The organism is Streptococcus sp. GMD4S, assembly GCF_000296955.1.
Window position 1 is genome coordinate 1 of record NZ_AJRE01000319.1, and the last position, 829, is coordinate 829.

An 829-nucleotide genomic window follows, 5' to 3' on the forward strand; every position below is an offset into this window, starting at 1 on the left:
GCAATGTTACGAAACTTCCTAAGGCACCACTTAAAAATCCGATTAGAATGATTGCAAGAACTTTAACTCCTTTTTTGTAAAATTTTTGTAAGTGTTTCATAAACGCCTCCGTTTGTTATTTATTTACTCAGATTATAAAACTATTAACTTAATCCAAACTTAAAAGCTTAAAGTTTTACACAAGTTGTGGATAACTTACTTTATTCTGTGAATTCACTAGTAATTTTGAATGATTTTTGTGTGTATAAGATGTGAAATGAAGTGTGGATATGATAGAATAGAAGAATGAAAATAAAAATTGTAACAGTGGGAAAATTAAAAGAAAAATACCTTAAAGATGGTATTGCTGAATATACCAAACGAATTTCACGTTTCGCCAAATTAGAAATGATTGAGCTCACTGATGAGAAGACACCTGACAAAGCCAGTGAATTAGAAAATCAAAAAATCTTGGAAACAGAAGGTGAAAGAATTCTTTCTAAGGTTGGAGAAAGAGACTTTGTCGTTGTACTAGCCATTGAAGGAAAAACACTCTCCTCAGAGGAATTGAGTAAGCAACTAGAGCAAGCTTCTATAAAAGGCTACTCAACGCTTACTTTTATCATTGGAGGAAGTTTGGGTCTAGCTCCTGTTGTAAAAAATAGGGCCAATCTTTCTGTCAGTTTTGGACGTCTGACATTACCACATCAGTTAATGAGATTAGTTTTAGTTGAACAAATTTACCGTGCTTTTACAATTCAACAGGGTTCTCCTTACCACAAATAGAAGATTGACTTAGCTCTTGTTTTTTGATAGAATGGTCATGTTAGGTCTCATAGCTCAGCTGGAT

At 33.3% G+C, this 829-nt stretch carries 1 protein-coding gene and 1 pseudogene; one reads left to right on the forward strand and one right to left on the reverse strand.

Annotation, left to right across the window (positions count from 1 at the left end; translation table 11 throughout):
• Positions 1–100 (reverse strand): annotated as a pseudogene (locus GMD4S_RS13810) (S1C family serine protease); the annotation flags it as partial.
• 185 nt (positions 101–285) lie between these two features.
• Between GMD4S_RS13810 and rlmH the strand changes: the two are divergent.
• Complete coding sequence (rlmH, locus tag GMD4S_RS09640; RefSeq protein WP_000694220.1) at positions 286–765, forward strand: 23S rRNA (pseudouridine(1915)-N(3))-methyltransferase RlmH; 480 nt, start codon at positions 286–288, stop codon at positions 763–765.
• Positions 766–829: the final 64 nt, after the last annotated feature.

What these genes read in the sequence shown, in the direction of transcription:
- rlmH (WP_000694220.1), top strand. Translation starts at nt 286, where the DNA reads ATGAAAATAAAAATTGTAACAGTGGGAAAATTAAAAGAAAAATACCTT.